Below are 26,002 nucleotides of genomic sequence, written 5' to 3'. Positions count from 1 at the left end.
ATGCGTTATTTAATAGCATTTGTAATAGCCATTTTAGTAACCTTTATGCTGTTTTTAGGCATGCAGGCACTTATTACTGGTGGTGAGGGCGCAATGAGCGAACCTGCAAAGGGGAACGTGCTTGACTTTGTACGGCTTAAAAAAGAAGAAAGCTTACAAACAAAACAGCGCAAACCACAAAAACCACCCACACCCAAAGAGCCGCCACCACCAATGGAGTCACCAAAAATGCAAAACAGCGATGCCAATGCAAAAGCTAATAATTTTGACTTTGCGGCCAATGTTGATGCCGAGGTAAATTTAGCCGGTGGTTTAGCCCTTGAATCAAGTGATGGTGAATACCTGCCCATTGTAAAAGTGGCGCCAGTGTACCCAAGGCGCGCACTGTCTCGTGGGATTGAAGGCTACGTTATTGTTGAGTTTACAGTAACCAAACAAGGCACTGTTCGCGACCCTCAGGTATTAAAGGCAGAGCCTGAATCGCTATTTGACCGAGCGGCGATGGATGCAGCCCTTAAATTTAAATATAAGCCCCGCGTAGTCAATGGTGAAGCCGTTGAAGTTGCGGGAGTGCAGAACAAAATATCTTTCCAGATAAGCGGTTAATTTTTGGATTAATTAATTCAACCTATTAATGGATAGAAAAGCGAGGCGATGATGAAATTACAACCAATAGCAGTTATTTTTAAATTAACACTTTTTTGCACCGCAACAATAAGCGCAAGTATTGTAACCCCCAGTGCACTTAGTTTATTACCAGGTGTGAGTGCTTTTACAGCGCAAGCCGCAGAGCAAAAAACCAAACGAGTACCGGCCCTGCGTGAAAAAGTATATAGCCAGTTAGCGCGAGCCCAAAAGCTTGCCGACGATGGCGATGTTAAAGCAGGCCTTGAAGCGCTTGATTCTATACAAGATCGCGCATCAAGCATGAACTCCTACGAAATTGCAATGATGCATAACTTTTATGGTTTTATTTATTACAACGAAAACGACTTACCCAAAGCAATAGCCGCGTTTGAAAAAGTAGTCGCTGAGGAGGGTATTCCAGAAACATTACGTTTAAGCACTACGTTTAGTTTGGCTCAATTGGCAATGGCTAACAGTGACTACAACAAAGTAATTACGTTTTTAGACCAATGGGATGCTATTAATACAAAAGATAAGCCAGAGAGCTACTATGTGTTAAGAGCGCAAACCTATTATCAGCTAAAAGACTACCAGCAAGGCCTTAACTATATAACGCAAGCTATTACACTAAGTGACAGCGAAGGCAAAGTACCAAAAGAGAACTGGCTAGTATTACAGCGTGCTATGTACTACTCACTTAATCAGTCCGATAAAGTGGTAAAGGTACTAGAGCGCATGGTTAAGCTGTATAACAAACCAGAATACTGGGTGCAGTTAGCAGGTATGTATGGCGAAACAGGTCAAGAAAAACAACAACTAGCAATTATTGAAGCGGCATATCAGCAAGGCTTTTTAACCTCCAAGTCAGATTTACGCCAATTAGCCCAGGTGTATTTATACAATGGCTTGGCTTATAAAGCAGCCATAGTGATGAGTAAAGCAATTGAGGCAGGAATAGCAGAGCAAACCGCTAAAAACTATGCCTTTGTAGCTGAAGCCATGATCCAAGCTAAAGAAGATGCGCAATCGATTAAATACTTTGTAAAAGCGGCGCAGTTATCAAGCAGTGGTAACCACGATCAGCGCTTAGCACAAGTGTATGTTAATACAGAGCAATATGAAGAAGCTGCCGACTCTGCGCGTAAAGCACTTGATAAAGGCAACCTTGATTTTGAATCAAACGCATTTGTAGCTTTGGGCATGGCACAGTTCAATTTACAAAACTTTGATGCCTCTATTTTAGCGTTTGAACAAGCGCAAATACATAAAAAGTCGCAGCGCTTAGCCAAGCAATGGATTAAATATGTAAAGCGCGAAAAAATACATGCTGAAACCCTAAAAACAGCATTACTTTAATGTTTTACTTTTGCGCTAGGTGCTAAATTAATAGCGCATAAAAACAGTTTATAATCGCAACGCCAAACCGCACTAATATTAATTTAGTGCGGTTTTTTTACTTCTGTAAAGTTAACCATATGAATATATTTAATTTATTATTGTCACATAGTGTTTATTAAAATGTAACGGCACTGTCATATCTCTCCCGTATTGTACTCCTATTCGATAACTCAAGTGACCTTAATGCATGAGTGTCGTGCCTTAAAGTGACTTAAGTTATTACTTAATGCGCTAACAAAATAATTAAATACTTTAACGGAGTGAACAATGAAATTATCTGGCTTATTTAAGGTTAGTCTAGTGGCTACTGCAATGACTTTAGCAGGCTGTGGCGGCGATATCGAAATTACACCCACGGTGAACGATAACAGCACCAGTACTGATAACAGTGTTAATAATTCAAATAATAATAGCGGTGGCACTAACGATGATATTAGTTGTACCGAGTATCAAACTGATGCGGGCACGGTTGCTGGTATTTTTGATGGTAAAGACTGTTTATATAATGACTCGTTTGCCAGTAAAAACATTCAAATTACAGCTAACTTAACCTTTGAAGAATTACCAGATGGCGGTGTTCACTTATTCGAAGACGCATTATTAATTGGTACAGATGGCGACACGACTACTGATTTTAGCATTCCAACAAACGGCCCTACGTTAACGGTTAAGCCTGGGGCAACTCTTGCATTTAAATCGGGTGAGGCTATTGTGCGCATTGCTCGTGGTGCAAAAATTCAAGCTGTTGGCACTGCCGATAAACCGATTGTATTTACCTCTGCTAAGGCGTTTCCTCGTTTTGATGCCGAAGGTAAAGGCCCACTCTATGCAGATTGGGGCGGCATAATTATTAATGGTAATGGCATTACTGACCAATGTACTGACGCAGAGCGCGACGCGGCAACGTGTAATGTGCCCTCAGAAGGGATCACCAGTTACTTTGGTGGTAATGATAATAGCGACTCTAGCGGTAATATTAAATGGACCAAAATTTGGTATGCCGGATCAGGTCCTAAAGTAGGCGGAGAAGGGGATGATTTAAACTCGTTAACCCTCAATGCGGTAGGCTCGGGTTCAGAGTTTGACTACATTCATATTCACCAAGGTTTTGATGATGGTATTGAAATATTTGGTGGCGCAACCACCATTAAGCATGTTGTTGTAACCGACACTCAAGATGATTCTTTTGACTTTGATGCAGGTTGGCAGGGCAAAGCGCAGTTTTTGTTTGTTAAACACGGCACCGTAATTACCCGCGAAGGCACCACAGTATATATGGGTAATAACGGCTTTGAGTCAGACGGCGTAAAAGGTACATCAAGTGCGCAAGTGGCACCATCAAACCCAACCATTGCTAATGTCACTATCATCACTACCGATGGCCTATCGGTTCGCGATACTGACCCTTCAAATGCGTTTAAATTTGATGACTCATTTAATGCTAATTTTTATAACGTATTAATGACCAAAGACATAGCTTTGCAATCTAGCTGTATTAGCTTTTCAAGCGATGGCGAAAAACAAGCCGATAAAATTATTTTTAATAGCTCAGTAATGACCTGCGCCTCTGAATTTGACGATGCCGATGGCACCTTCAATAGTGGCAAAGAGCCTGCAGCCTTAACGGCCACTACACTTACTGCCTGGTTTGATAATAACGGCAGTAATCAACGTATAGGCGAAGGGGCCGATGTATTTGCCAGCAATGGCTTTGCTACAAATACTGCCTCAACCGATATTACTGTTACCGCTAACGACTTAAGTAGCTTAGATGCGAGCTTTTTTGAAGCCGCTCCTTACATTGGTGCAGTGTCTGATCAAGACACCACATCACCTTGGTACAAGTGGGTAGAAACAGCACTCGCTGCATCAGCTCAAGACTAATACCTCAGTAACGCACATTAAATAGTTAGGGCGCCATTTGCAAAGTGCATTTTAGGCGCCCCTTTTTTAACTGATTAGGGATCTGTAAAGATGTTGAATCAAGCTAGATTGAATAAATTGTCATTGGCAATTAGTCTTTCGCTTTTAGCAAGCTCGCTTAATTTGAGCGCTGCACAAAGTGAGCAAAGCGAAATAGAAGAGGTTGTTGCTGTTGGCACTCGGCTACAAGGCAGCGCCGCTGCTGTAGTCGAGGAGCGTAAAAACCAAGCCTTTGTTGCCGATATTTTAGGTGCTGAACAACTTGCGCGAACCGGCGATAGCGATGCGGCTTCGGCGCTGCGCCGTGTAACGGGTTTAACCTTAGTAGATGGTAAGTTTATTTACGTACGTGGCTTAGGTGAGCGCTATTCTAGCGCGCGTTTAAACGGCGCTTATATTCCCAGCCCAGATTTAACGCGCAACGTAGTGCCGTTGGATATTTTTCCTGCCAGTATTATTCAAAGTATGGCGGTACAAAAAGCCTACTCTCCAGATATGCCAGCGGCGTTTGGCGGCGGTAATATCGATATTCGTACTAAATCAATTCCTGCAGAATTTACTGCCGGATTTGCGGTTGGTTTATCTAAAGATACATCGGCTAGCAGCGGTTTTACCTATAAAGGCAACGATGGCGATATACCCCAAATTTTAAATAACGCCATAGTGCAATACAAAGGCAATTTTGATGTGGGGAACATTATTGCTAAAGATAACTTGGTTGATAACAGCGAGGCGTCACGCTCAGACCAAGCAATTGCCATTAACAATCAATTGTTAAAATCGCTACCACGCAATTTTGCTTTAAAAGATGAATCGCTAGACCCAAATTGGGATATTAAAGGCCATTTAGGCAATAGTTTTGATGAGTCCTTTTTAGGCGGCACTTTTGGCTTTTTACTCTCAGGTGAATACGATAAAAGCTGGGACTCGGCAAAAAGAAGAACCGCTGTTATAGCCCAAGATATTGGTGATGATTGTGCAACCACCCTTAATTCAGCGCAAGATGTAAGTACATCGTGTTTTAACACAGTTAAAGACTCAGTAACCACCACAGAAAACGAGCGTTATAACGCCACGCTAAATTTAGGTTATAGATTAAATACCCATAGTATTTCATTTATGAGCTTATATTTACGCGACAACGAGGATGAAACCGAGGTAGCCACGTCGCAAAGCCCCGCAGGCAGCTCGGTATTTACCATAGTAAATGATAACCGGGCTAATCGTACTCATGAGTTTAATTTAGAGCAGCGTACACTTACGGTAAATCAGTTATTGGGTCAGCATACCTTTTTAGATTACTGGGGTATTGGCGCCGACTGGCAATATACTCGCTCTAAAGCCAGTACTGACATTCCAACTAATGTAGAGTTTAAATTTAGAGATAACTACGATAACAGCGGTAACTATAGCAACTCGCAAATTACCGGCGATGATAACCGTGCGCTGTTCTCGTATATAAATATGCAAGACAGAGTAAATTCATACGGTGGTAATTTAACGCTTCCCTTAAGCTTTAATGCTGTTGAGGTAGAGTTAAAAACCGGCTTTGATATTGCTGACCGAGCGCGTATTTATAACACCTCTAGTTTTGCTGTAAATAACGGCACTGGTCTGGCGTTAACTGTGGCAGATAATCCGCTTGATGCGGGCAATTATTTAACCGATGAATTTATTGACGGCGAACGTATTTTACTCGACTTTAATGAACCCTCAGCCCCCGATGCCGATGACTATATTGCTGGGCAAAAAATATCAGCTGCGTATGGCTCGTTTGATGTTATTTATGATGACTTACTGCGCTTAAGTGGTGGGGTGCGTTATGAAGAATTTAAACAAACCTCTATAGGCACCTCAAGCTTAATTTTTACTGCGGATGACTTAAATATTTACTATTCCCCAGAAAAAATAGCCGCAGGCAGTATTAATGAAGATGACTTTTTTTCGGCGTTATCGCTTACTTATTTAGGCGGCGAAAATTACCAAGTACGTTTAGGGTATGGCGAAACAGTAGTGCGCCCCGACTTACGTGAAGTAGTGCCAGTGTCGTATTTTGATCCGCTAACCGATATTCGTACTTTTGGCCGCGTGGGTTTGCAAAGTAGCCCAATTAAAAATTACGATTTACGCTATGAATATTATGGCAACACCGGAGATTCATTCTCTGTAGCAGCCTTTTATAAAGACATAGATAAACCGATTGAAACTGTATTACGCATTGGCGATGAAGATTACTCAGCCTCATTTGTAAATGGTAAAACTGCGCAGGTATACGGTATAGAAACCGAATGGCTAAAAGATCTTACTTATTTAACCGAAGGGCTATTTACCAGCGGTAACATTACGTTAAGTGACTCAGAGGCAGATATCGATCCTGCACTTGCGAGTAACTTAACTAACCCGACTAAACGCATGACAGGGCATTCTAAATACGTGGTTAACCTACAGCTCAACTACGACTCTGTTGATGGCCAGCATAGTAGCTCGTTGGTGTATAACGTATTTGGCGAGCGTATATTGGCCGCCGGTATAGCCGGGCGTGATGATGCCTACGAGCAGCCTTTTCACTCACTCGATTTAATTTACACTTGGTATCCCGACTTTAACTCCAACGTTAAGTTTAAAGTGACAAACTTACTTGATGAAGAGCAGCAAGTTACGCAGTCAGATATTGTAGTACGCTCTAAAGAAGTGGGAATGACCTTTGATGTGAGCTACAGCTACACATTTTAGCCACGCTAGCGTAAAGGTAATTATTATAGCCCCATGCTTTGGTATGGGGCTTTTGGTTTTTTATGGCTTAGTATGAAATATATTTAAGTTGTAACTTATTAACTAGTTTTGTTAAACCACCAGTGTTAGCTTAAGCTTGATATGAAAATTAAATCTCACGCAATGAATTTTAATTTTTAATCTTTTCAGGCAACTTTTATGAATCAAATAATGGAACTCACAATGAAAAAAGTAGGATTAGTCGGTTGGCGTGGCATGGTTGGCTCTGTGTTATTAGAGCGTATGAAGCAACAAAGTGATTTTGCACTTATCGACACCACCTTTTTCACCACCTCACAAGCGGGCCAATTAGGCCCAGATATTGCGGGCGAAGCAAAGCCGTTACTCGATGCCAGCAATATTACCGAACTGGCTAAAATGGACATTATTGTTACCTGCCAAGGTGGCGATTACACCAATGCGGTTTATCCACAATTGCGCGAGTCGGGTTGGGATGGTTATTGGATAGATGCAGCGTCGGCACTGCGTATGGCTAACGACAGCATTATAGTGCTTGATCCGGTCAATAAAGACGTTATTGAGCAAGGTTTATCACAAGGTGTTAAAACCTTTGTAGGCGGTAACTGTACGGTTTCTCTTATGTTACTTGCACTGGGCGGTTTATTTGAGCAAGACTTAATAGAATGGGTAAGCCCCATGACCTACCAAGCCGCGTCGGGCGCGGGTGCGCGCAACATGAAAGAGTTAATTGCACAAATGGGCGCAATTCATCAAAGTGTTGCCGAGCAACTTGCAAATCCAAGTGCTGCTATTTTAGAAATAGATAAAATAGTCAGTGAAAAAATGGCCTCGAACCAATTGCCACAGGATCAGTTTGGTGTGCCACTCGCGGGAAGTTTAATTCCGTGGATTGATGTGCCTATGCCAAGTGGTCAAAGTAAAGAAGAGTGGAAAGCGCAAGTTGAAGCGAATAAAATTTTAGGCTCGGCTAAACAACCTATTCCAATAGATGGTTTATGTGTACGTATTGGTGCTATGCGTTGTCATTCACAAGCAATGACTATTAAATTACGCGAAGATATTAGCGTTGCCAAAATAGAGCAAATTTTAGAATCGCATAACGAGTGGGTAAAGGTTATTCCTAATGAGCGCGATATTAGCACTACCGACTTAACCCCAGTTAAGGTCACCGGTACACTTAATATTCCAATTGGGCGTATTCGTAAATTAGCCATGGGGCCTAAATATATTAGCGCCTTTACCGTTGGCGATCAGCTGTTATGGGGTGCTGCAGAGCCGCTACGTCGTATGCTTCGCATAATTGTTGACAGCGAATAATAGCAATTTAATGTAACCGTATAAACGCTCACATTGTTTTATAAAAAGGGTTAGCCATTGGCTAACCCTTTTTTATTTTAAATGCTAAATTAATTATTCTTCAACTTAGGACTATTAAGCTGGTGGCTGTGAATAATTAATAGCCTTTTTATTAATACTCTTTTTCTTTGAGTAATGATTTTAGATCAGCAATTTGTGCTTGCAAGGCGTTTACTTGCCCTTGTGTCGCGGGCAGTGAGTCGTTATCGGCCAGCTCATCGCGGGCATTTTTGTGCTCTTGCGACATCACTTCTAAAATAGCGCCAACCATCATATTTAAAAATACAAACGCAGTTAAAAATATAAAGGTTAAGTAGTAAATCCAGCTAAGTTTATAAACCAGCATGGTTTCGTACATTACGTCGGTCCAATCTTCAAACGTGGCAATTCTGAACAAGGTCAACATAGATATTGATACATCACCCCACAATACAGGGTTTATATGTGCAAACATCATACTGCCTACAGCGGCGTAAATGTAAAAAATAACAAACATCAGCAGGGCTATGTAACCCATTTGCGGAATAGCTTTAAGTAAAGCGTTAACTAATAAGCGCAGCTCAGGGACCATAGACACCAGCCGCAATACACGAAATATTCGCAATAAGCGTGCAATTAGCATACTTGAGCCTGCCGCAGGGTATAAGCTACCTAGTACAATAAGGGTGTCGAAAATATTCCAACCTTTGGAGAAAAAATCTTTGATGCCTTTACTGGCAATAAAGCGAATTACGAGCTCAATTAAAAAGAACGCCGTAATGCCTATATCCATCCAGTTAAGGACAATTTCTACCGTTGGCGGAAGTGAATAGGTGTGAGCACCTACGGTAAGAGCAGAAACAACAATTACAGCAATAACAAATGATTGAAATAGTTTGCTTTTATCTATACGCTGAAACTGCTTTTGCAACTGCGGCAACATCATAATAAGTCCTGTACAAAGTAAGGTTTTTTGAGGCGCTTAATATACAGTTTTTACCTTCTAAAGTGTAAGGAATTTTAATGATTATCAATAAACTAAATGCGAGTTTACTGTTTGTAACCGGTTTGAGTTTGCTCGCTGGCTGCAGCTCTGATGCACGCTTTCATGAAATACAATCTGCTCGTCTTGATGAGTGTAACTACAAAGCAGATAAAGAATATTACGAATGCCTTAAATTACAAGAGGCTAATTTTGAAGAGTTTAAAAAACAACGAGCCGAAAACACTCAGTAACGCTTATTCAATCACTCTTATTAAATAACGGCTATTAAGCGTTATTACTATTTAATTTCAAATACTAATAAATTAAGAGGCTATGGCTAAAAAATTATGACAAAAACTCAAAAACAGCGTGATAAACAAATACGCCAAGTACTGACAATTGCCTGTGAAAATATAAAACAAACCGATTTTGGCTTTGCTTATTTAACACATACCGTTGATTTAAATAACGAAGCTAACACCTTAAAAGTCCAATGCTATTTTAACGATGACCTAGCGTATCAAAAAAGCGAGTTACATTTTGACGCGCTTAAAAATGAGATCACACAACAGCTTGCAACAATTGGTTTGGCTATTAAAGCAGCGAACATTTCGTTTTTAGTCGATTAACCTTTGTTAGGTTGGTTTGTGTATGCTTGAAGGCTATAATTGGCCAAATTATTTTTTAGAGTATAAATTATGGCTGTTCCTACTCGTTCGCAAATCTCCCCTGGTACAAAAGTAAATATCGTATTAAAAGAAGATCAACGCAGTGGCACATTAACGCAAGGTGTGGTTGAGCGTTTATTAACAAAGTCACCAAACCATCCTCATGGTATTAAAGTACGTTTAGACGATGGCCAAGTAGGCCGAGTGAAAGAGATCTTATAATGAGCACTTTAACAGAACAGGCTTTTTGGGATTTAGTAACCGCCCCCGATTTAGGGCTCGATCCGCAAAATGTGAGTGATAACTTAAAGCTTAAACTGCACGATTTAACCGATCAGCAGTTAATTGAGTTTGATAAATTCTTTGGTATTTGTATGCGTAAATGCTACACCTGGGATTTATTTGGCGCAGCATTTGTAATGGCCGGTTGTAACGACGAATATGGTTTTAGTGAGTTTAGATGCTGGTTAATATCGCGCGGCGCAGACGTGTTCGAAAGTGCTTTACTCAACCCCGATTCAATTGCCGCCTGTACGCCTGTGTATCATGTTAACGAGCAGCCTTATCCGTACATTGATGAATACGACTTAATTGCTGGTTTACTTTACGAGGAGCGTAACGATGACGAACTGCCATTTATTCCCTCAGGAAGTGACGAGCCAAGAGGCAAACGCTTTAAAGACAAAGCTAAGTTTTTAAAGCAAAGCTATCCGCTGTTATTTGCTAAGTACTGGCAGTAATATTTTAACACCCTAATCGTTTTATTTTTTACTACGTATAAAAACGCTTAGGGTGTGTAGCGCCTTTTTAAAGCAACACGACTTCTCTCCTTTTAAAGTAAATCTCTGTTATAGTTATAAAAGTTATAAAAATTAAGCAACCAAGCATTTCGCTATTATTTAACCCACTAATTCGAGGATACAACCACTTAATGAAATACTTAACACTTGCTTTATTAGCTATTGCTTTTACCAGCGCTCATGCAGTTGCAACCCCAAGTAATAAAAGCCGTTTTATTCCGCTTTTAAAAACAAAACTGGGTGCCTATGAGGTGGTGTCGGCTAATTCAGCGTTATGCGTTAATAGCCAATTGAGTTTAGTAAATCCAGATAATGAAGATGCCGGTTTTACTTTAGGTGAGCAAATTATTTTTGACTCTTTACATAACGGAACACAAACGGTTAAAAAGCCCGATTTTTGTTTTGTTACTAGCTCATTAAAATACAAAAGCGACGGCATTGAAAACGGCTTAAGAATGAGTCGCTGCGAAAATCCAGCTAACGAAAAAATAATTAGCCAAAGCATTTACTTTTTAGCTAACGACACACTTAAATATACTTTAAGCCAGCCAAGCGTTGCATGCACTTTTAAAAAAGTACCCGACAGTCAATAACGCATAGGTAAGCTGTACTTACTCACAATATATTTTGGGTATATCACGCCAGCGCGTGGTGTACTGCGGGGATAAAAAATTCCTGTTCATATGCCAACCTTCATTTAATTTACTGCTTGCTAAACTTAGCATTCCTTTACCATAGCGTTTATTTATTGCATCAAGACAATTCATTAGTGGTGGATTGTCGGTGCGTTCATTAAATAAATCGTCTTGTTGAAATTGCTGCGCAATAAGCTCTAAAGCACCTACACCACATTTATAATAGCGAATACCCGGCTGGTATATTTGCTCAAACACTTGAGATACAGCATTAGCCATTACGCAGGTGTCGTTAGTGGGGCTGGCAAATGTATACATATACGACTTTTTATAAAAAACGTTTTCGTGAGACGAGCTCGCCGCAAAAATATAAAGTTGTTTGGTAAGCGATTTTTGCTTTCTTAATTTACTAGCAACCACAGTAACGTGATTAATTAACGCGGTTTTAAGTGCCGTTGGCTCGTATATACGCTCACCAAAGCTTCGGGTCGAAAATATCTCGCGCTTATCTTGGCGTACGTCGTCCCAATTTAAGCAAGGTATGCCATTAAGCTCATTTACAGTGCGCTCTACCACCACACTAAATGCACGGCGCATACTGTTAGGGTTTTGCTGCGCTAATTGCCATGCAGTGTGTATGTTCATTACTTTTAATTTTTTGGCTAAACGCTTACCAATACCCCATATATCTTGGCAACTCATTCTTTGTAAAATAGCTTTACGGCTTGCTTCGCAGTTAATAACAGCAACGCCATTAAATCCGGATAATTTTTTAGCGGCATGGTTTGCCGCTTTTGCTAAAGTAGCCGTAGAGCCAAAGCCAACACCAACGGGGAGCTTAGTTTCGCGCCATACGGTGCGCCTAATAGTGTGCCCGTATGCAAACCAGTCATTAATAACAGGGGTGTAACCGTTAAAGTGTAAAAATGATTCGTCGATACTGTATACGTGTTGAACGTCGCAAAAACGGCCAATAACGTTCATCATTTTGTCGCTTAAATCTGCGTATAGCTCGTAATTACTAGAACGAATTACTACATTATTTTGCGCAAGTAACTGCTTAACTTTAAAGTAAGGCGCAAATTTAGGAATATTTAAACGACGAGCAATGGGGCAAACCGCGCATATGCAACCGTCGTTATTGGTAAGCACCACCACAGGTTTTGAGCGAATCGCTGGGTCGAATACTTTTTCGGCACTGGCATAAAAGGCCACCGCGTCTACTAGGGCATACATAGCAGTAACTCAGGGCTTTGGCGATGCAGACGAATTGAGCGTGTCACTACGCCCTCAAGCTGAAACTCATCGCAGGAGGTTAGTTGTACTGGTTTATACAAAGGGGATGCCGAGAGCAGCCGAGCATTGGTTTTATCAAGTAGCTTACACACAAATAAGCCATTTAAATTAGCAACTATAACGTCGCCATTTTTAGCCTGTTCAGCGCGGTCTACTATTAGCAAGTCACCTTCAAAAATACCCACGTCTTGCATTGAGCTGCCAGAGGCAACGCCAATAAAAGTGGCGTCGGGGTGCTTTATTAATAGCTCATCAAGCGACACACCAAGCTCGCTATATGGTGCAGCAGGCGATTCAAACCCGCACACACCCGCTTCTATATAAATGGGAATAACAAACATAAAGATAAACCAAAACGCATATACTGTACAAGTATACAGTATATGCGTTTTGTTTTACTTTTGCCAAGTAATGAATGAAAGATCACTGCATGTTTTTGATCATTGTTTGTGCGGTATTTAAGAAGTCGTTGATTTGCGTCGAGTTTAAATTTTTACACATTTGCTCGTTAACCTGGCGCTCGGCACTTAGTAATTTGTTAAAAAGCGCAGTGCCAGAGGCAGTAAAAGAGACAATAAAACAGCGTTTATCGTGCTCACTGGCACATTTGTTGATTAAATTTAATGCTAAAAGCTCTTTAATTAAGCGGGCAATTTGTGCTTTGTCGCGTTGAGTTTGGGTAACAATATCGTTAGCAGTACACTGCGGCGTTGCTGCAATAATATGCAAGCAACGCACATGCATAGCGTTTAAACCAAGGTCGTTCGCATTAATCGCATCACGCGTTGTTACGCGGTAGCTTTGCATTAGCATAAAGAGTGTATTAGGTAGAGATGATTTCATAGTAATTACCAAATGGTTGACAATATCAATTAAATTGCTATAGTTGATTTTATCAACCAATGGGGCGTTGTGCAAATGTTGCTGCATGCAATTTAAACTTTTTGTAAAACGAGGTAATACATGAGTAGACAAATACGCAAAGCGCAGGTGCTAAGTACGAAGCAAATTACACCGCACTTACAGCGCATTGTGGTGGGTTCTGATGAATTTAAAGATCTTACGCCAAGTTACATAGGCCACTATGTAAAAGTGTTACTGCCCCATAATGGTGAACTTGATTTAAACATAAAAACGGCGCTTATGCGCTCCTATACTATTAACCATGTTAATGAGCAAACGGGGGCGCTCACGCTCGACTTTGTAATTAATATGCATCAAGGTCCTGCTACAAACTGGGCGCAAACAGCAAAAGTAGGAGACACCCTAGCCATAGCTGGCCCGGGCCCTAAAAAACTCGATAATTATAGCCATTCGCACTACGTACTCCTTGGCGACTTAACCTCAGTTAATGCAGTGAAAGGCTATGCTCAGCAGTTACCGCATAGCGCGAAAATTGATATGTTTATTCATGCTCCTAGCGCTCAAGACATTATTAGTTTAGATACGCCGCGCCCTGTAAATTGGCTAGTTACCAATAGCCCAGATGAAAGCATGCTAACTGCATTAAACAATTTAAAAATAGGCGTACAACCCCCAATTGTTTTTATGGCGCTTGAGGCAGGTTTAGTGCGCAAAGTTAAAACTAAACTTAATGAGCTATACGCCATGCCACGTACGCATATTGTGGCATCGGGTTATTGGAAAAAGGGACTAAATTCAGAGAGCTATAAACAGCAACGTCAGCAAGCGGCACAACCCGCTTAAATATGCTCAGGTTATTTAGTGTTTAGCACCTTTAGTATCTTGAATTACAGGTAACGCACACCCATCTCTAGTTTTTATGCTTGTGGTTATAGCACACCATAAGCATGCCATTTATAGGAGCTGCTATTTTGTTATCTAATATTCCCTTTTCGTTATTAGAGCTTGCCCCGATGCCCAAAGGGGCAACGGTATCCGAAACACTACATAAAAGTACTAAGTACGCTCAAAGAGCCGACGAACTAGGTTTTAATCGCTTTTGGTTAGCAGAGCACCATAATATGCTAGGCATTATATGTGCAGCTACCTCTATTTTAGTGGGCCATATTGCCAGTAAAACAGATCGTATACGTGTAGGTTCGGGGGGGATTATGCTGCCGAATCACTCGCCATTAGTTGTAGCCGAACAATTTGGTACATTAGAGAGCTTATACCCAGGGCGTATTGATTTAGGGCTTGGCCGTGCACCAGGAAGCGATCCTATTACGAGTAGAGCTTTAAATTCAGACATGAGCCGAGCAGAGCGCTTCCCTCAAGAAGTAACCGAACTGCAAACCTTATTAGGGCCTTATAATGGCACTCACCCAATACGGGCTATACCCGGTGAGGATACCAATATACCTATTTGGTTATTAGGCTCAAGCTTATTTAGCGCGCAACTTGCAGCGCAAAAAGGGTTACCGTATGTATTTGCAGGGCACTTTGCTCCGCGCTTTTTGTACGATGCAATAGAGCTGTATAAGCGTGAATTTAAACCTTCAAAGGTACTTGATAAGCCATACATAATGCTGGCGTTACCGCTGATAGCAGCCGATACCGACGAAGAAGCACAATACCTATCGACCACTTCGCAACAGCGGGTACTTGCGCTAATGCGTGGCAGTGAATTATGGCTGCAACCACCTGTTGACTCTATGGACGGCCTATGGAGCGAGCAAGAGCGTGCACAAGTGGAAAACTTTTTAAGTTTAAGTGTAATAGGCGGGCATGTAAGTATAAGACACAAGTTAGAAATGATAGTAAAAGAGCTGGGCGTTGATGAATTTATATTTACCAACGATTTATACGACAGCGAAAAACGCCATAGAGCTATCGAAATTTTAATGGAATTAAAACGTTAAGTTTCATTTAGTTAAGCAGGCGTACACCTTACGCCTGCTATATTATACGCGAAATCTAAACTAGTTTTGCTTATAGGCAACATCAATCTGTATTTTGGCTGCTCATTTAAGCTACTCCCAAATAACAGCAAATAAATTACCCTACCGTATTCGCTTTAAGCGATTAAACTAATAGATTTAATCAAATTTTATAGTGATAACTTACCCGCTATAATTAAAACCACAAAACGTTATAACTCTATAACTCTACTTTTTACAGGAAGGTGCACCGTGAACTCGCTAAATAATGTAATCCCTAATTCAGTTAATAAAGCAGCGCTGCCAAAAATTGCGCTGATTGCTGAAGGTGGCGGACAGCGAGGTATATTTACAGCCGGTGTACTCGATGCATGGTTAGAGCAAGACTACGACCCATTTGATTTATTTATTGGTACATCTGCGGGTTCGCAAAACTTAACTAGTTTTTTAGCCAGGCAAAAAGGCTATGCAAAACGCTTGATAAGAGGGTTGTCGCGTAATAAAAATTTTTTTCAATTAAGCCGCGGTTTAATTGGTAAGCACATATTGGATTTAGACTGGTACTTTGATAAAACCACAGAGGTAAATCGTAGTTTAGATTTTAAAACAGCCAAAAATAACTTAGGGGATCGTGAATTGCTTATTACAGCAACCAACTCACGAGACCGCAAACCGTACTTTTTAGCGCCTACAGGCGAGAGCAAGCAATGGCGTGAGCTATTAAAAGCATCAAGTGCGTTACCATTTTTGTATAAGCAAGGTGTAAAACTAACACCTTGGATGAATACTTTAGCAGCTAACGAAGCCGAGCTTGCCTTAGAGCAAGTAGAGCCAGCAGTAGCCGACTTTTACTTAGATGGCGGCCTTGCAGCACCTTTACCTGTACGTGAAGCCTATAACCGAGGCGCACGTAAAATAGTGGTGATCCGCACGGTCGATATTAACTTTCAAGTACAATCGGCATGGGTAAATAAACTAAGAGCATTTGTGTGCGCGTCAGGCTATTGTCCTAAAACCATAGATTATTTACTACAGCACGAACAAGCATATCAAGAAGAGTTGGAGTTTATTGCAAACCCACCAGAGGATGTTGAAATTATACAAATTTTTGCAACCGAAAAACTGCATAGCAAATTACTTGGCAGTTCAGATAACGATTTACGTTTTGATCACAAACTTGGTTTACAGGCAGGGCGTGCTTATTTAGCAGAGCAAAACCCGCAAATTTGGGATCATAGCCATAATCAAGCATTGCAGTACTGTTATAACTAAATATAACTAAATTAAGGGGGTTATTTACTCAATTGAATTGAGGTAATAAATAACCTCTTTGCTGGCGTATGTAATGCACGCCAGCATTTTATTTTAAGTAGACGAAAGCAAAATACTGGTTTCGCTATTTAAAATACCGTCTATTTCCCTTACTTGCCTAAGCACCCCATCAAATTCACTTAAGTTAGCAGCTTGAATTTCGGCTACTAAATCCCATGCACCGTTAGTGGTGTGCAATTTAGTTAGCTCAGGAATACCGCGCATCGTTTTTATAACTTGCGAGGTCGACTTACCTACCACTTCTACCATCATAATTGCTCTGACTGCTTCGGTTTCAATGTGCTGATGTACACGCACGGTAAAACCTAAAATTGCCCCTGATGAAAGTAATCTGTCTAACCTATTTTGTACTGTGCCCCGCGACACGTTTAATGTAGTGGCTAAGGTTGAAATAGAAGCGCGGCCGTCTTTTCTAAGTTCAGCTATTAATGCTTTGTCGAGGGCGTCATAAATATAGGGAGTCATAGGTTAAGCCTTAGGTAAGTTTTAATCAAAATACTAAATTTAACCATTGCCGCCTAGCAAAATGACAAAAAACAATGCTATTTGTATAATTAATTGCCATTTTAACTGACGCACCAGAGCGATAAACTGTCTATAAATAATTGCACACACTTACTTATAGAGGTTTTAATGACGCATTTTATAGCACAGCCAAAACAAGGCGTTCCTTTTGTTAGCGTACAAACAATGGCACAGCTTATAAATAAACTCGGCATAGAAAATGTTTTACAACAGCTAACAAAGCGACTAGAAACAGACTTTACTCGCTGGCAGCAATTTGATAAATCCCCACGTTATGCAGCGCATTCACCAGAGGGCGTAATAGAGCTTATGCCAGTGAGCGACGGCGAACTATTTAGCTGTAAGTATGTAAACGGGCACCCTAAAAATACCTTTAGAGAACTGCAAACCGTTGCTGCATTTGGAATTTTAGCCGATGTAGATAGCGGCTATCCGATTATGATCAGCGAAATGTGCCTACTTACCGCACTCAGAACTGCAGCCACTTCAGCATTAGTCGCAAAATACTTAGCTCCTAAAAATGCAACCACACTAACGCTAATTGGTAACGGTGCGCAGTCTGAATTTCAGGCGTTGGCATTTAAAAGTGTATTAGGTATTACTGATATTCGTTTATACGATATAGACCCGAGTGCGTCGCAAAAAGCATTTAATAACCTCACTGCCTATGGCTTAAACGTCACTATTTGTAACAGTGCTGAAGAGGCGGTAAAAGGTGCGCACATAATAACAACGTGCACTGCAGATAAAACCAACGCCACAATTTTAACCAGCGAGATGATCCCACAAGGCGTGCATATAAATGCTATTGGTGGCGACTGCCCAGGTAAAACAGAATTAGATGCAAAGCTGCTTGAGCGCGCCGCTGTATTTGTAGAGTACGAGCCACAAACACGTATTGAAGGTGAAATTCAACAAATGAGGGCAGATTTTGCTGTAACCGAGTTTCATCAAGTTATTAATGGGCAAGCTTGCGGGCGTGAGAGTCAGCAACAACTTACTATTTTTGATGGTGTGGGCTTTGCTAGCGAAGATTTTACGGCATTGGCATTTATTCGCGATCAGCTCATTGCAACGGGGCAGTACAGCTTACTTGATTTAATTACCCAGCAAGCCGATCCGCGTAATTTGTTTTCAGTGTTAACCGCTGAGCATACGCAGCAAGAGAGTGTGGCATAAGTATGGTAAACCAAGCACCAAATAGTATTGTGATGGTTCGCCCACATCATTTTACTTCTAACCCGCAAACCATGCGTGATAACACATTTCAACGCAGCTGTTTAACAACAGATCAAAGCTTACATGCGTATAACGAAGTAACCAATGCAGTAGAAGTGTTAAAGCAAGAAGGGATCCTCGTTCACCTTTTTGAAGACCAGCATAAAGATACGCCCGACTCGGTATTTCCTAATAATTGGTTTACTACTCACCAAAATGGCGAAATACTAACCTATCCAATGTACGCAAAAAGCAGAAGAGCAGAATATCGCAAAGATATTATTGATTTTTTAACGGATCAATATAAAGTGTCTTCAGTGACTGATTATTCATTTTTAGCGAAAGAAAATTCATTCTTAGAAGGCACTGGTTCACTGGTTATTGATCATCAATATAAGTTTGCTTATGCGGTTGAATCAAAGCGAACGACACAGTCAGTTGTTAACACAGTATGCGAGCAATTAAAGCTAATCCCGGTGGTTTTTAATGCCTACGATATGCAAGGCACAGCGGTTTACCATACCAATGTATTAATGTGTGTTGCTACAGAGTTTGCCATGATTGGCTTAGACATGGTGCCAAACGAACAGCGCAGGCAGCTAGTAAGCCATTTATTGCAAAGCTATCATCAAGTCATTGAGTTATCGGGCGATCAAATTAATAACTTTTGCGGCAATGCCATTGAGTTACAGGGTAAAAGCGGACGGATTTTAGCGTTATCAGCAACGGCTTTTAAAGCACTTACTGCAGCGCAAATTAAGGTAATAGAAAAAAGTGCCAAATTGGTGCCTTTACCTATTCCTACCATTGAATCTGCTGGTGGCTCAGTAAGGTGTATGATCGCTGGCATTCATTTACCAACAAAGTAAATGTATAAAATTTAATAGTATAAGGCAGTGTTACTGCCTTTATTATTTTATAACGTATATTTGTGTCGCTTGCAGTGCCTATTTAAATAAGAAATATAACAAGGAATTAGCAATGTTCGATACCGTAGTAAAAAGTGTAAATGGTATTTTATGGGGAGAGGGCCAAGTCCTCATTTACATTTTATTGTTTGCTGGTATTTGGTTTTCGGTGCGTTTAAAAGCCATTCAAATACTTAAATTTAAACATATGTTTAGTTTACTAAAAGGCAGCAGCAAATGTAAAAAAGGCGACATATCATCATTTCAAGCGCTGTGTACTGGTTTATGTGCGCGGGTAGGCACGGGTAACTTAGCAGGTGTTGCCGTTGCTATATCATTAGGTGGTAGTGGTGCCATTTTTTGGATGTGGGTTATTGCCATATTAGGCATGGCCACAGGCTTTGCCGAAAGTGTATTAGGTCAAGTATATAAAGTGCGCGACAGCCAAGGCGAGTTTAGAGGCGGCCCTGCGTATTATATTCAACAAGGATTAGGCAATCGAGCCTTCGCTATTACTTTTGCACTGTGCTTATTTTTAGGTTACGGCTTTACCTTTAGCGCCATGCAAACCAACACCATTACCGATGCACTTAATTTTGCCTTCGAAATTCCAACCTTTTACTCTGGATTAGTGATCACTGTGTTAGCCGGCTCTATTATTGTGGGTGGTTTTAAAGCAATCGCTCGCTTTGCTGAGCGCGTAGTACCGGTAATGGGCATAGTGTTTGTGCTTGTTGCAGTTATTATTACCTTAATAAACTTCACCCAAGTGCCTGCTATGCTTAAAGATATATTTTTATCAGCATTTGGGCTGCAAGAAGCAGGTGCAGGCGCGATGGGCGCAGCAATAAAAAATGGTATTCAACGTGGCCTTTATTCAAACGAAGCGGGCGCGGGCAGTGTGCCACATGCTTCAGCCAGTGCAAGCCCACTGCCTAATCATCCGGTAACACAGGGCTACATTCAAATGTTAGGGGTGTTTTTCGACACCATAGTATTGTGTAGTTGTACTGCGGTTATTATTTTACTTGCCGATATAGACATAAGCGGCGAAATGGAAGGTATACGTTTAACGCAAAGCGCCATGACCGCTCATTTAGCGCAAGGGGGTGTGTACTTTGTAGCAGCCGCTATTACCTTGTTTGCCTTTACGTCTGTAGTAGCCAACTATGCTTACGCAGAAAGTAACTTGCACTTATTTAAACTCGATAACAAAATGGGTCGTGGTATTTATACTTTGCTTTATTTATCAATGATGTTGTGGGGCGCGTCGGCCACATTAAAGCAAGTATGGGATTTAGCCGATATTGCTTTAGGTTTAATGACAGTGGTTAACGTTATCGCTATTATATTGCTAACCCCAACAATATTAGCAGTTACTCGCGATTATCATACGCAACGCGAAAAAGGCTTAGAGCCCGAATTTAAAGTAAATGATGTAAAAGTACAGGGTAAATGCGAAACCGGCATTTGGGACTAGTTAACGTTTATTAAGTCACTTTTAGCATTAATAAACGGTTTTATGGCAGCATAAAATCGTTTTTATTTTTGCATAACTATTCTATTTTTAGCCTGGTTATATACAAAGTAATTAACAAGTATATGCCATTAAATAGAAATAAGCAGCGCAATTAACCACAGATTTTATAGGCTAAATTTTTAGATGATCAACATTTACGCAGGTAAAACTGCTGCAAAAATAATAAACGAACAGGGGCTTAAACCCGAATTATTCAGCTCATTTTTAGGTGCCAGCGGCGGGCCAAAATGGTTTACCTTGTTTGGTTTAGACAAATATATATTTGGTGAGTTTTTTAAAAACCATAGCCAACCACTTAATTTAATTGGCTCCTCGGCCGGTGCATTTCGCTCAGCGTGTTTTGCGCAAAATGATCCGGTGGCAGCCATTGAACGTTTAGCCACATCGTATTCGCAAACCAGATACTCTAGTAATAAACCAACACCTGCGGAAATTACATTAAAAGCCCGCGCACTGCTTGAAGATGTTTTTAGCAATAACGGCGTGGCTGAAATTATAAATAACCCCGTATTTAAAGCACATTTTATAGTGGCAAAATCGAATGGATTTATAGCCAGTGAAAATAAATTATTACAGCTTATGGGTTTATCAAAAAGTTATATGCTTAATCGAGTAAACCGAAAATATTTAGGATCGCAATATGAGCGTTTTATATTTGGCCCCGCAACAAGCGACTTATCAATTACCGACAGCTATAATTTTAAAACACAAAAAATAGCGCTTAACCAAAATAATTTAAAAGAGGCATTACTTGCATCGGGTTCAATACCGTTAGTTATGCAAGGGATTAAAAATATTTCCGGTTCACCGCTTGGCATGTATCGCGATGGCGGAATTATTGACTACCACTTTGATTTAAAAATTAACAACCCAGGACTCATTTTATATCCGCACTTTAATAGCGACCCAAAAGCAGGGTGGTTTGATAAAAATTTAAAACGTAAAGTCTCACCACTTAATTACGATAACGTGGTGATGATCACGCCATCAAAAGAATTTATAGCAGGCTTACCTTACGGAAAAATTCCAGATAGAAATGATTTTACCGATCTAGATGCCGACACACGCATTAAATATTGGAATACAGTATTTAGTGAAACAGAAAGATTAGCAGAGGCGTTTGATGAGAAGTTATATAATAATTTTAAAATAATACCAATTGAATAAATTGCCAGTTTTGCTGATGCAATGAAGCATTTATTGTTATATAAAAGGGCTAGTTTACATCGCGATTATATAGTGATGTAAATTAGCCCTATGGTTGGTTTTGATTGCTGTGTATTTAAATAAAATCACGGAATCGATGGGTTATTGGGATATTTCCTCTATATATTCTTGAAGCCTGGCTTGCGCATTTTCTTCACCAAATAGAATATGACATACCTCTTGTAGCCCCGGATCAGAGAGGATATCTTCTTTACGTACAACCAGTGATATTTTAGAGCGGCGACGTAAAAAATCACTTAGTTTAGTTACCATTTCTCGTTCGGCAGCATGTTCAATTTCAACACGTAAATACTCTGAATTTTTAATTAGAAGCTCAGCTTTTTCAGGAACTTCTCGAATTTTTTCTAACATGTTAATTGCATTTCTTCCGTAACGTCTCCAAAAGCGTTTGCTGAGTACTTCAGTAGATGTTTTGGGAGTTAAGCCGTCTAAATTCATTAGCTTAGCACGATGCATAAATTCATTTTTGACAGTATCGTCAGGCTCGCCGTACCATTTGTAATCCTCGTAAGGAAGGTTAATACCAAGCTTTTTGATTAACTCAGCAACTTCATCACCGACATTGATACAATCAGTTAATTTCCCACCAAATATAGAAAGGTATTTTTTCTCATAGTTAGTGTCGATTGCGTGTTTGCGCGATAATTGCACCCAGTCAGCCTTACCATTACCATCTTTTTTAATTGCTAATGGCCTTACACCACATCGTTCAGCTATTATATCGTCTTTTGTGAGCTGTTTATCCAGTTCTAGTAACTTGTTCGCATTATCTAACACAAACTTTCTATCTTCATCAGTAACATGCGAATGTGGGCTCTCAACTTGTGTATCAGTTGTACCAATACAAGTTTTAGGTCCCATAGGGATCACGAAGAATAGTCTGCCATCGTCAGCAAAAAATGTAAGTACTTTATTACTGCTAGTAATTTTATCAACAATAAGGTGAATACCTTTTGAAAATAAATGGTGATGTGCTGTAGTTTGACTGTTAGTAATATTAATAGGATCAACAAAAGGGCCTGCGGCGTTTATAATTACTTTAGAACGTATCGAAAATTGTTCTTTCGTTATTTCGTCCATTGCATTTGTTGTCCAAATATCACCTGTACGGTTTGAGCCTTGTGCACTTACATAGTTAGCACCGATACAGCCATGGCTCATACTAGAGCGAATAAAGTTAAAAACAAACCGGGCATCGTTGTCTAATAAAAAGCTGTCTGAATACTCAAAACCGGCTTCTACATTTGTAGTGTTGACGACTGGCTCTAATGATTTAATTTTTATTGCATTAAGGTAGCGAGGCGATTGCGTAAAAAATCGGCCCATAAACCAATAGACGATTGTTCCTAAATAGACAAAGAAAGCTGGGAATCTAAAGCCTTTTTGAATACTGGTAAAAAAACGAATTTCTTTAACTGTCGATGGGTAGCTGCGCATTAAATGGTTTCTACTTTTACATAGTTTATTTACCAAGTTATATTCATGGCTTTCTAAATACTTTATGCCGCCCCAGGCCAAGTTAGATGAGTTTGAACTAGTGAAACCAGCGAAATCTCCTTTATCGATTAATGCAACTTTGGCGCCTTTTGCAGCTAATGCTGCAGCTGATACTGCACCATTAATACCCCCTCCAATTATCAATACATCGAATATATCTTGAGGAAGTTTTTTTATATTATTCTTTCTCAGTTGGCTCATTTTTTGGATTACCTATTATTAATTACTAGCCTTTTATATCTACTTGGTTAGGTTATTTTCGTACAAGCTAGAGCTATAAAAGATTACGTATAAAGTTTTTATGCTTATGGAAGTTGGATTACTTATAATTTATATATTGAAGCTTCATAAATGGCTTCTATAGAATTATTTAATTTTTCATCAAACTTTTTATCAGACATGTCATGATGTAGGCCAATCAATAATGCTCTTGAAAAACTAGCAATAATACCAGTATTTCTTTTTAGCTTTTCATTGGCTTGTGTAATAGAGTAACCACCAGATAGAGCAACTAATTTTAAAACTTTTGGGTGTGTTGCAAGATCTTTATATAAATTAGGCACTTCAGGTAACGTGAGTTTTAATATTACTTGCTGTCCATTTTCAAGGTTATTCAGCTCTTCAATAATTACATCATGCAACATGAGTTCTGCAGATTGCTTTTCTTCGCAATAAATATCAACTTCAGGCTCAATAATAGGCATTAGCCCTGAATTTATTACCTCTTTTGCAATTTCAAATTGCTGTTTAACAACATTTTGGATACCAATACGACTAGCTTGTTTTATAACAGACCGCATTTTTGTGCCAAAAACAAAATTAGTATCAACCGTTAGTATTGAACCAAGGTTTTTAATGGGTTTCATTAACTGTACACCGTCAGATTCAGGCATTAAACCTTCATCTATTTTTAAAAATGGTACAATTTCTTTATGTTTCCACAAATATTCAGCTGTTGGAATATTTTCAATGTAACGATTTAAAGTATCTTTAAATAGAATTGCGCCCAATATTTTTTGTGAATTAAATGGACTACTTGAAATTATTCGTGCTCGCATAGAATGTATATATTTAAACATCTCCTCATCAGATGAAATCTCACTAGATGAGATACCATACTGCTCTAAAGCTTTTGGTGAACTCCCACCACTTTGATCTAGTGCAGCTATAAAGCCTTGACTATTTTTTATTTTTTCTAGCATGTTAAGTCTTATTGACATGATTTTAACCTTTAAATAATTGAAAGCAGATATGTTTCTTAACAAAAGTAAAGTTAGATACAATTTCTATATAAATACAGATGTCACTCTTAAAGTAATAATGTATGTTTTTTATTTTCCTAAAGCATACTTTTCTATAAGTAGAACTTCATTCTTAGAACCAATAAATACAGGGATCCGTTGATGTATACTTGAAGGCACAGTGTCTAAAATAGAAGTAGTCCCATTACTTGCTAAACCATTTGCTTGCTCTACTAAAAATGCAATTGGGTTTGCTTCATAAAGTAATCTTAATTTACCGTATTTAAAGTTTTTTTCTTCAGGGTACCCAAATATACCTCCCTTACATAGAATTCTATGCATATCACCTACCATGGCTCCCAACCATCTCATATTAAAGTTTTTCTTTCGGATACCATCGGTACCAAGCTGTAAATCAACAATATATTTTTGTACATTTTCAGGCCACTTAAATTGGTTTGATAAATTAAATGAAAATTCATTCGTATCTTCTGGAATGTTTAAATTAGGATGTGTGAGCATAAAGTTATTATTTGAGGGATCTAATGTATAAATATGTGTTCCTGAACCTGTTGATAAGGCAAGCATAAGCGATGGGCCATATAGAACATAGCCTGCAGCGATAATTGATCTTCCTGTAGAAAAAAAGTCTTCTTCACTAACTTCTGTTTGGGCAGGAGAAGCTGAAGTTATAGAAAAAATAGTACCTAATGAACCATTTACATCAGTATTAGATGAACCATCTAATGGGTCGAAACAAATAAGGTATTTGCCAAAACTATTACATAATATAATGTCTTCTACTTCTTCAGATGCGACAGCTCTAACCTGCTTATTCTTTTTTAGAGATTCAATCAAAATATTATTAGCGATAACATCTAACTTCTTTTGTACCTCTCCTTGTACATTGTGATCAGGCAATGAGCCAAGCACATCAGATAATGCACCATGATTAATACGAGTAGCTATTTCTGTGCATGCACCAACTATGCTTTGGAGCAGCAGTGTGAGTGTTTTTGGAACGTTATCCTGCTCTAATTGTGTATATAGGTTTTTCATTGGTGCCTTATCGATAACATTAATACTAAAGAGTAATACATGGTTTTAATTTGCTTTTATGTTCATTTTTAAAAGTATCACTTATTTGCGAACATTTGCAAACATTAAAGTACATAAAAGAAAATAAATTCTGGTATACAGGAGTGAAATAGAGGAGGGAATTACAAAGTTATATATTAATTTAACCAATT

25 protein-coding genes are annotated in these 26,002 nt (G+C 39.5%); 17 read left to right on the top strand and 8 right to left on the bottom strand.

Going from position 1 to position 26,002, the window contains the following annotated elements:
- The 5 genes from RB215_RS15590 to asd all read left to right on the top strand — a co-directional run bounded on the left by RB215_RS15590 (position 1) and on the right by asd (position 8,019).
- A complete protein-coding gene (locus tag RB215_RS15590) occupies positions 1-606 on the top strand; it encodes an energy transducer TonB (protein WP_011330148.1) in 606 nt (201 codons plus the stop codon).
- 51 nt (positions 607-657) lie between these two features.
- On the top strand, positions 658-1,983 hold the full coding sequence (locus RB215_RS15585) for a CDC27 family protein (RefSeq protein ID WP_309217465.1): 1,326 nt from the start codon (positions 658-660) through the stop codon (positions 1,981-1,983).
- A gap of 309 nt (positions 1,984-2,292) precedes the next feature.
- A complete protein-coding gene (locus RB215_RS15580) occupies positions 2,293-3,909 on the top strand; it encodes a hypothetical protein (protein WP_309217388.1) in 1,617 nt (538 codons plus the stop codon).
- 90 nt (positions 3,910-3,999) lie between these two features.
- Positions 4,000-6,681 (top strand): TonB-dependent receptor plug domain-containing protein, encoded by a 2,682-nt coding sequence (locus RB215_RS15575; protein ID WP_309217387.1) that lies wholly within the window; start codon positions 4,000-4,002, stop codon positions 6,679-6,681.
- A 198-nt stretch (positions 6,682-6,879) separates the two neighbouring features.
- A complete protein-coding gene (gene asd, locus RB215_RS15570) occupies positions 6,880-8,019 on the top strand; it encodes an aspartate-semialdehyde dehydrogenase (protein WP_041454945.1) in 1,140 nt (379 codons plus the stop codon).
- A gap of 151 nt (positions 8,020-8,170) precedes the next feature.
- Here the strand turns inward: asd and RB215_RS15565 are convergent, their stop codons facing one another.
- Entirely contained in the window at positions 8,171-8,980 is an 810-nt protein-coding gene (locus RB215_RS15565; RefSeq protein WP_176359708.1) for an ion transporter, read from the bottom strand.
- 80 nt (positions 8,981-9,060) lie between these two features.
- Between RB215_RS15565 and RB215_RS15560 the strand changes: the two genes are divergently transcribed.
- The 5 genes from RB215_RS15560 to RB215_RS15540 all read left to right on the top strand — a co-directional run bounded on the left by RB215_RS15560 (position 9,061) and on the right by RB215_RS15540 (position 11,083).
- The gene (locus RB215_RS15560) at positions 9,061-9,273 is read left to right on the top strand and encodes a hypothetical protein (protein WP_197107475.1); all 213 of its coding nucleotides are present in this window, start codon (positions 9,061-9,063) and stop codon (positions 9,271-9,273) included.
- Positions 9,274-9,369: 96 nt separating this feature from the next.
- A complete protein-coding gene (locus tag RB215_RS15555) occupies positions 9,370-9,651 on the top strand; it encodes a hypothetical protein (protein ID WP_011330155.1) in 282 nt (93 codons plus the stop codon).
- Positions 9,652-9,720: 69 nt separating this feature from the next.
- Positions 9,721-9,912, top strand: coding sequence for a YwbE family protein (locus RB215_RS15550; protein ID WP_011330156.1), 192 nt, complete (start codon positions 9,721-9,723; stop codon positions 9,910-9,912).
- Complete coding sequence (locus RB215_RS15545) at positions 9,912-10,430, top strand: DUF4240 domain-containing protein (RefSeq protein WP_011330157.1); 519 nt, start codon at positions 9,912-9,914, stop codon at positions 10,428-10,430. Before RB215_RS15550 ends, RB215_RS15545 begins: the two co-directional genes overlap by 1 nt.
- 191 nt (positions 10,431-10,621) lie before the next feature.
- Complete coding sequence (locus tag RB215_RS15540; protein ID WP_011330158.1) at positions 10,622-11,083, top strand: hypothetical protein; 462 nt, start codon at positions 10,622-10,624, stop codon at positions 11,081-11,083.
- An 18-nt stretch (positions 11,084-11,101) separates the two neighbouring features.
- On the opposite strand, the gene RB215_RS15535 is transcribed toward RB215_RS15540, so the two are convergent.
- The 3 genes from RB215_RS15535 to RB215_RS15525 form a co-directional block, all read right to left on the bottom strand.
- On the bottom strand, positions 11,102-12,361 hold the full coding sequence (locus RB215_RS15535) for a Y-family DNA polymerase (RefSeq protein ID WP_309217383.1): 1,260 nt from the start codon (positions 12,359-12,361) through the stop codon (positions 11,102-11,104).
- Positions 12,349-12,762 (bottom strand): translesion error-prone DNA polymerase V autoproteolytic subunit, encoded by a 414-nt coding sequence (umuD, locus tag RB215_RS15530; protein ID WP_011330160.1) that lies wholly within the window; start codon positions 12,760-12,762, stop codon positions 12,349-12,351. Before umuD ends, RB215_RS15535 begins: the two co-directional genes overlap by 13 nt.
- Before the next feature lie 82 nt (positions 12,763-12,844).
- Positions 12,845-13,264, bottom strand: coding sequence for a MarR family winged helix-turn-helix transcriptional regulator (locus RB215_RS15525; protein ID WP_086999137.1), 420 nt, complete (start codon positions 13,262-13,264; stop codon positions 12,845-12,847).
- A 120-nt stretch (positions 13,265-13,384) separates the two neighbouring features.
- Here RB215_RS15525 and RB215_RS15520 point away from each other — a divergent pair, with 120 nt between their 5' ends.
- The 3 genes from RB215_RS15520 to RB215_RS15510 all read left to right on the top strand — a co-directional run bounded on the left by RB215_RS15520 (position 13,385) and on the right by RB215_RS15510 (position 16,536).
- Positions 13,385-14,128 (top strand): siderophore-interacting protein, encoded by a 744-nt coding sequence (locus RB215_RS15520; protein WP_309217382.1) that lies wholly within the window; start codon positions 13,385-13,387, stop codon positions 14,126-14,128.
- A 128-nt stretch (positions 14,129-14,256) separates the two neighbouring features.
- Positions 14,257-15,246, top strand: a complete 990-nt coding sequence (locus tag RB215_RS15515; protein ID WP_309217464.1) for an LLM class flavin-dependent oxidoreductase — start codon at positions 14,257-14,259, stop codon at positions 15,244-15,246.
- A 270-nt stretch (positions 15,247-15,516) separates the two neighbouring features.
- On the top strand, positions 15,517-16,536 hold the full coding sequence (locus tag RB215_RS15510; protein WP_309217381.1) for a patatin family protein: 1,020 nt from the start codon (positions 15,517-15,519) through the stop codon (positions 16,534-16,536).
- Positions 16,537-16,629: 93 nt separating this feature from the next.
- Here the strand turns inward: RB215_RS15510 and RB215_RS15505 are convergent, their stop codons facing one another.
- The gene (locus RB215_RS15505; RefSeq protein ID WP_011330165.1) at positions 16,630-17,061 is read right to left on the bottom strand and encodes an Lrp/AsnC family transcriptional regulator; all 432 of its coding nucleotides are present in this window, start codon (positions 17,059-17,061) and stop codon (positions 16,630-16,632) included.
- A gap of 168 nt (positions 17,062-17,229) precedes the next feature.
- Between RB215_RS15505 and RB215_RS15500 the strand changes: the two genes are divergently transcribed.
- The 4 genes from RB215_RS15500 (at position 17,230) to RB215_RS15485 (ending at position 21,954) form a co-directional block, all read left to right on the top strand.
- Entirely contained in the window at positions 17,230-18,300 is a 1,071-nt protein-coding gene (locus RB215_RS15500) for an ornithine cyclodeaminase (RefSeq protein ID WP_011330166.1), read from the top strand.
- On the top strand, positions 18,297-19,208 hold the full coding sequence (gene ctlX / locus RB215_RS15495) for a citrulline utilization hydrolase CtlX (protein ID WP_309217463.1): 912 nt from the start codon (positions 18,297-18,299) through the stop codon (positions 19,206-19,208). The genes RB215_RS15500 and ctlX overlap by 4 nt, the downstream gene beginning before the upstream one ends.
- A 112-nt stretch (positions 19,209-19,320) precedes the next feature.
- Positions 19,321-20,727 (top strand): sodium:alanine symporter family protein, encoded by a 1,407-nt coding sequence (locus RB215_RS15490; protein WP_011330168.1) that lies wholly within the window; start codon positions 19,321-19,323, stop codon positions 20,725-20,727.
- 183 nt (positions 20,728-20,910) lie between these two features.
- A complete protein-coding gene (locus RB215_RS15485) occupies positions 20,911-21,954 on the top strand; it encodes a patatin-like phospholipase family protein (RefSeq protein WP_309217379.1) in 1,044 nt (347 codons plus the stop codon).
- A 141-nt stretch (positions 21,955-22,095) separates the two neighbouring features.
- On the opposite strand, the gene RB215_RS15480 is transcribed toward RB215_RS15485, so the two are convergent.
- From RB215_RS15480 to RB215_RS15470, 3 genes are all read right to left on the bottom strand, one after another.
- A complete protein-coding gene (locus RB215_RS15480) occupies positions 22,096-23,712 on the bottom strand; it encodes an FAD-dependent oxidoreductase (protein WP_309217378.1) in 1,617 nt (538 codons plus the stop codon).
- 122 nt (positions 23,713-23,834) lie between these two features.
- On the bottom strand, positions 23,835-24,731 hold the full coding sequence (locus RB215_RS15475; RefSeq protein ID WP_011330171.1) for a fructose bisphosphate aldolase: 897 nt from the start codon (positions 24,729-24,731) through the stop codon (positions 23,835-23,837).
- A gap of 111 nt (positions 24,732-24,842) precedes the next feature.
- Entirely contained in the window at positions 24,843-25,811 is a 969-nt protein-coding gene (locus RB215_RS15470; protein ID WP_197182640.1) for a class 1 fructose-bisphosphatase, read from the bottom strand.
- Positions 25,812-26,002: the final 191 nt, after the last annotated feature.

The sequence above is a fragment of the Pseudoalteromonas sp. HL-AS2 genome, from assembly GCF_031198805.1.
In the GTDB taxonomy this organism is placed as follows: Bacteria; Pseudomonadota; Gammaproteobacteria; order Enterobacterales; family Alteromonadaceae; genus Pseudoalteromonas; species Pseudoalteromonas nigrifaciens.
The sequence above is the reverse complement of the archived record's forward strand: the minus strand, read 5'-3'. Positions and strand labels throughout refer to the sequence as shown.

Excerpts from the sequence above, each read along its gene's own strand:
- RB215_RS15590 (WP_011330148.1), top strand. The coding sequence starts at position 1 with ATGCGTTATTTAATAGCATTTGTAATAGCCATTTTAGTAACCTTTATG.
- RB215_RS15585 (WP_309217465.1), top strand. The coding sequence starts at position 658 with ATGAAATTACAACCAATAGCAGTTATTTTTAAATTAACACTTTTTTGC.
- RB215_RS15580 (WP_309217388.1), top strand. The coding sequence starts at position 2,293 with ATGAAATTATCTGGCTTATTTAAGGTTAGTCTAGTGGCTACTGCAATG.
- RB215_RS15575 (WP_309217387.1), top strand. The coding sequence starts at position 4,000 with ATGTTGAATCAAGCTAGATTGAATAAATTGTCATTGGCAATTAGTCTT.
- asd (WP_041454945.1), top strand. The coding sequence starts at position 6,880 with ATGAATCAAATAATGGAACTCACAATGAAAAAAGTAGGATTAGTCGGT.
- RB215_RS15565 (WP_176359708.1), bottom strand. The coding sequence starts at position 8,980 with ATGTTGCCGCAGTTGCAAAAGCAGTTTCAGCGTATAGATAAAAGCAAA.
- RB215_RS15560 (WP_197107475.1), top strand. The coding sequence starts at position 9,061 with ATGATTATCAATAAACTAAATGCGAGTTTACTGTTTGTAACCGGTTTG.
- RB215_RS15555 (WP_011330155.1), top strand. The coding sequence starts at position 9,370 with ATGACAAAAACTCAAAAACAGCGTGATAAACAAATACGCCAAGTACTG.
- RB215_RS15550 (WP_011330156.1), top strand. The coding sequence starts at position 9,721 with ATGGCTGTTCCTACTCGTTCGCAAATCTCCCCTGGTACAAAAGTAAAT.
- RB215_RS15545 (WP_011330157.1), top strand. The coding sequence starts at position 9,912 with ATGAGCACTTTAACAGAACAGGCTTTTTGGGATTTAGTAACCGCCCCC.
- RB215_RS15540 (WP_011330158.1), top strand. The coding sequence starts at position 10,622 with ATGAAATACTTAACACTTGCTTTATTAGCTATTGCTTTTACCAGCGCT.
- RB215_RS15535 (WP_309217383.1), bottom strand. The coding sequence starts at position 12,361 with ATGTATGCCCTAGTAGACGCGGTGGCCTTTTATGCCAGTGCCGAAAAA.
- umuD (WP_011330160.1), bottom strand. The coding sequence starts at position 12,762 with ATGTTTGTTATTCCCATTTATATAGAAGCGGGTGTGTGCGGGTTTGAA.
- RB215_RS15525 (WP_086999137.1), bottom strand. The coding sequence starts at position 13,264 with ATGAAATCATCTCTACCTAATACACTCTTTATGCTAATGCAAAGCTAC.
- RB215_RS15520 (WP_309217382.1), top strand. The coding sequence starts at position 13,385 with ATGAGTAGACAAATACGCAAAGCGCAGGTGCTAAGTACGAAGCAAATT.
- RB215_RS15505 (WP_011330165.1), bottom strand. The coding sequence starts at position 17,061 with ATGACTCCCTATATTTATGACGCCCTCGACAAAGCATTAATAGCTGAA.
- RB215_RS15500 (WP_011330166.1), top strand. The coding sequence starts at position 17,230 with ATGACGCATTTTATAGCACAGCCAAAACAAGGCGTTCCTTTTGTTAGC.
- RB215_RS15490 (WP_011330168.1), top strand. The coding sequence starts at position 19,321 with ATGTTCGATACCGTAGTAAAAAGTGTAAATGGTATTTTATGGGGAGAG.
- RB215_RS15485 (WP_309217379.1), top strand. The coding sequence starts at position 20,911 with ATGATCAACATTTACGCAGGTAAAACTGCTGCAAAAATAATAAACGAA.
- RB215_RS15480 (WP_309217378.1), bottom strand. The coding sequence starts at position 23,712 with ATGAGCCAACTGAGAAAGAATAATATAAAAAAACTTCCTCAAGATATA.
- RB215_RS15475 (WP_011330171.1), bottom strand. The coding sequence starts at position 24,731 with ATGTCAATAAGACTTAACATGCTAGAAAAAATAAAAAATAGTCAAGGC.
- RB215_RS15470 (WP_197182640.1), bottom strand. The coding sequence starts at position 25,811 with ATGAAAAACCTATATACACAATTAGAGCAGGATAACGTTCCAAAAACA.